The following is a 4111-nucleotide window of genomic DNA, read 5'->3' as shown; positions in this document are numbered from 1 at the left end:
CCCAATTAGGCTATTGCTTGATTGTAGTACGTTGGCAGCTATGGTTTTATGAACGACTCTACCATCATTGTCATAGGTGTAGCGCACGTGCTTACCTTGGCTGATAAGTTCAGTTGGGCGGCCCTGAGGTTTAGGTATTGCTGTTTGAGTTTGTTTATTAGTATCCTCTACTCTGCGGTTATGAGTCGATACTCTATTGCCTGCTGGGTCAAAGGCGAATTGCTCGATGATGTTGGTGTTTGACCCTGCTAGTTTATGCTCAATCAAGCGACCTGTGGCATCGTACTGGTAGTAATGGTTGCGGGTGTGCTGCTGGACGGTTTGGTCTTTACCTATGAGTGATGTTTGACTGTTGATGTCAGTGAGCTGTCCAATGAGATCATACTGGTACTGACGACCAACGATGATATGGTCGCCCATGCTACTGTTTTGATTGATGAGTCGTCCCATGGGGTCATGGGTAAAGGTGCTATCAAGGACGCCCTGTTGGCGGGTGACTTCGACATGGAGTTTGTTACGCTCGCTGTGGCGTATCTCTATGTGCTGATCGGTGCTTGGGTCATATAGACTTTGGTTATATAGGTGACCTGATCCGTAATACAACTGATTGATGACTTTGCCATCAGGTAATGTGGTGGCAGTACGGTTGCCTAGCTCATCGTAATCATGTTGCAACGCTAAGCTATACTCGTGCTGTAATCCTGCGATGTTAAGGGTACTGGTTTGACGCTCTTTGATGAGTTGTCCGTTGGCATCGTAGGCAAAATCGGTTCGGCTGTGCGCATTGGTTGCGCTCAGCAGTTTGCCTGCTTTATCATATTGATATTGTACTTGTGCAGACTGCTCTGCGCTTATACTGGTTTGAGTCAGTATCTGTCCTATCAAGTCTCGCTCATAACTGATACGACGCTGTTGGTTTGAGGGCAGATGCGGGTTGTCAATTTGGCTTATTAAGTTACCAAGCGCGTCAAAGCGATATCGGCTTTGATGACCATCAAAACGGGTTTCACTGATTAAGTTATCGCCTTTATCATACTCAAAGTTCCATGTCTCACCATTCTCATTGATGAGCTGGCTTAGACGACGATAGTCATCGTAGCGCATCTCGATGCTATTGCCATCGGGATAGTCAACTCGTTTAACGAGGGTACTTAGCCAAGGTTTGCTATCATCATAATAGGTGGTTCCATTACCTTCAGCATCAATGATCTGCTCAATACGCTGCTTATCATCGTATAGATATTGGGTTTGACAGCTCCTATAATCTGTCAGAAATCTTCATTGAGTATTATCTTTTTATCACACAACCCCTCATCTAGCCCTCTAACCTTAGTATGAGTATCATAAATATCGATTTCGTAGCTACAAAAACCTTCATCTGTCTCAGAGACATTAAAAGTTTTTCCTTGACTTTTATATGAGGGCTTTCCTTTCATGTCTTTATCAGTAACATGCCACCCAATATCAATATCAATAAGCGAGTCCGATGATAAGGCATATTTACCAACAAAATAATAATCTTTTTCATCTACTTCTAAAACTATTCGCTTCTCTCCTTCCATCTCCTCAGGAGTAATTTCAGAATCACTAACTTTGACTTCAAATTTTGAAGTATAAAGCGTAAAGCTTGTTTTATTATTCAAAAATATCTTATTTGAAGAGCTTGTATGCGTACACCCATATAGGCTACTTATAATAAATAGCATATTGAACATTACTGTATATTTGAGTAATTTTTTATTTGAAAACATCAAAACTCCTTTTTTCGCTATACATAGCATATATGTGTTTGTTTCGAGTATGGCAAACTGCTGTCAGCTGCGGAGTCTAATGCTTCTAGGATAGAATAAGCAGTCAGATACGTTGCAGGATAAAAGCTTTCAAATAAATCTATACCTATTTGCATAGCTGTAACATCGTCTTTAGTATCTGCTTTTAGCTCCATATCTTTGAAAGCTTTTTCACCATTTTTAATCCTCATCACCTCATCAATTACTTCCTTACCAAATTGTTGTAGATAAGAACCCGTTAGCAAAGTATTTGCGTCAAAACCTACATACCTGCCTACATAGCCATAATGAATGTTTGACCAAACATCATAATAATAATCAAAGTTTTTATATTTATGGAAATACGATTTAGATTCGCTCCTGCTATCAGCTCTAAGCTTTTTCTCAACAGCTAAATACTTAAGCTCTGGATGATCTCGAATTTTAGGTTTATGATCCCATGATTTGCCAGGGGCAACTTGTATATACCAATCATAAAACCCTAAAGCTTTTCTCGGTGCCATTATAGATGATAACTGAGACTTTATTTTTGCAGCCTCACTAGATCTAACGTTTTTCTGTATTTCCTTAACAATATACTCCGCTACTTGAATTGCACCATCAGGATATTTGCAGGTCTGGGCATTCACTTTTCTTTGGGCTTCTCTATTATCTATAGTTACTTCAACTGTAGACCTAATACGAAGCTGATTGACATTATTATTTATAATCTGAGCTTTACTACTACTTGAAGCATTTAGAGTACCCTCATCTACTTTTAACTCTCCAATAAATAGTTTATAACTTATAATTATTTTATTGACATCTACCTTACCGCTATCGTAGCTAAAATCTATTCTTTTGATTCCTTTATTGCCTACTATGTCATTAGCACTTATTAGTCCAATAATCGGGTTTTTAGACAGTATACCGTTACTATTGATTTTTATTTCATACCTACAGCTTGTTACGAAAACACTACCTGAAATAGATAAATGAATATACCCTGTTTTCTTAGCCATTATCTTGTCCCTCTACAACATGTATTTCGATATTTGCTGGTTCTTCGGTTATAAATTGCTCAGTGTAGCCTAGATTATCTGTCTTACCTACGATCGTCTCTTCAGTCGCATGATTATAAGCGATATAGTCGCGGTTTCTAAGGATATTACCTTGCTTATCTTTAACCTCATATTTCAAATAAAACTTCTCGCCTTCTATTATCTTTGCCTGTCTAAGAACAATAGCTTTGGCAATACCCCCACCCCCACTCCCCCGATCCACCTTACTCGCCTTATAGCCCACTTTAGCAGGCGTGATAAACGTCACATTACCACCCGATATCTCAATACCACTACCCGCTGCTTTTAGGGTAAGCGTATCAGGGGCAATAATCTCTATACTGTCTCGGCTGTGGATGCATAGTACTTGCTCACTGTCGAGTCGCATCTCGTTCTGATGCGCTTGTATCGTCACATCACCATGAGCGGCGGTATGGGTCTGGGCTTTGTTTGCGTAGTAATGGATGTCCCCTGCTACTAGCTGATTCATCTGCGTTTGGCTGTGATGATGGGTGCTGCCTGTGGCGTGGCTATGTGTGTTTTCAGTACTGGTATGTTGACTGTGTTGTCCTGTGAGCATGGCAAGGTGACGTTGAGAGTCGATAAGCAGATTGGCTTGTTGCCACTGTCCTGCCTCATCTAGTGCACTGTCATTGGTGTCTTTGCTAAATTGACCAAATGGCGTTTGTTGCTCTCCTCCCTTGTTATTGTTTAGGCTACTACTTTGACTGCTGCCATTTATGCCTACTGGTTGATGGGTTTCTGCTAGGCTTTGATAGGCTATTTGATGTTGGTCAGCGGTTTGTAGTTTGCTATGACTGTCATGATTCATGTGAGGGTTTGATGAGGGGTCTGACTGGCTACTACTGATATGAATGCCGGTGCTGCCTTGGATATTGGCAGCCGCTTGGGTCTCGATACTGATGCCTTGGCCACGTGCTTGTCCACGGGTATGGTCGGTGTGCTGGTAGAGATGGCCAATGGTTAGGCTGGACTGATAGCTGCTGCTATAGGCGTTGATCTGCGGACTCTCAGGATGGGCGTCAAACATGAGCTGGTTATAGCCATTGGTGACGCTGTCTTTGGTGGCATCGCCTGTACGACTGCTGTCGATGCTTTGCGTTTTGATACCGTCTATGGGGTAAGCATGGCTTTGATTAATGAACCAAGCTGGACTGGTGGCGTCAAGGGTATCTGAGTCACTGACGATGCTATTGTGCTGAGCATCAGAGTTGCCTTGTCCGTTATGGGTGCTGCCGATGATGATGGGATGGGTGATGT

General features: G+C 41.8%; 3 protein-coding genes and 1 pseudogene. All 4 read right to left on the bottom strand.

The annotated features are described in order from the left end of the window. Window positions 1–1104, bottom strand: a pseudogene (locus ACT3SX_RS14235) (hypothetical protein); the annotation flags it as partial. A gap of 164 nt (window positions 1105–1268) precedes the next feature. Continuing rightward, window positions 1269–1751 carry a hypothetical protein gene (locus ACT3SX_RS14230; protein WP_442070107.1) on the bottom strand — a complete coding sequence of 161 codons (483 nt, stop codon included), beginning with the start codon at window positions 1749–1751 and terminating at the stop codon, window positions 1269–1271. Window positions 1752–1768: 17 nt separating this feature from the next. Beyond that, window positions 1769–2791, bottom strand: a complete 1023-nt coding sequence (locus tag ACT3SX_RS14225; protein WP_442070109.1) for a polymorphic toxin type 44 domain-containing protein — start codon at window positions 2789–2791, stop codon at window positions 1769–1771. After that, on the bottom strand, window positions 2784–4111 hold a 1328-nt coding region (locus ACT3SX_RS14220), incomplete at its 5' end, for a DUF2345 domain-containing protein (RefSeq protein ID WP_444761803.1). The genes ACT3SX_RS14225 and ACT3SX_RS14220, both read right to left, overlap by 8 nt.

Origin of the sequence: Psychrobacter sp. AOP31-B2-9 (assembly GCF_052378005.1) — a bacterium.
Taxonomy (GTDB): Bacteria; Pseudomonadota; Gammaproteobacteria; order Pseudomonadales; family Moraxellaceae; genus Psychrobacter.
This window is presented reverse-complemented; position numbering and strand designations above follow the sequence as displayed.